Here is a 235-nt window from a genome sequence, read left to right as displayed (position 1 = left end):
TGACTACGGGTCTCTCGATTTTCCGCATCTCCTTCAGACATTACCTCGCGATAATGCCCTAGATTAGTCTTCGCCAGTTGTATCAGCACTCTGGCGGAAGGACTTTCACCTTCGAGAAAACTTACCTTCCAGGATTTATAGAGTCGTGTTTACCAACGGTATCGTACTCCAATCCTTTAAAAGTTAGTTCAGTGTAGTAATCTACACTAGGTGCGACTGCCCGTCGCACAAAAAG

Source organism: Streptacidiphilus monticola (assembly GCF_042658505.1).
GTDB lineage: Bacteria > Actinomycetota > Actinomycetes > Streptomycetales > Streptomycetaceae > Streptacidiphilus > Streptacidiphilus monticola.
Note: the sequence above shows the minus strand (reverse complement) of the source record.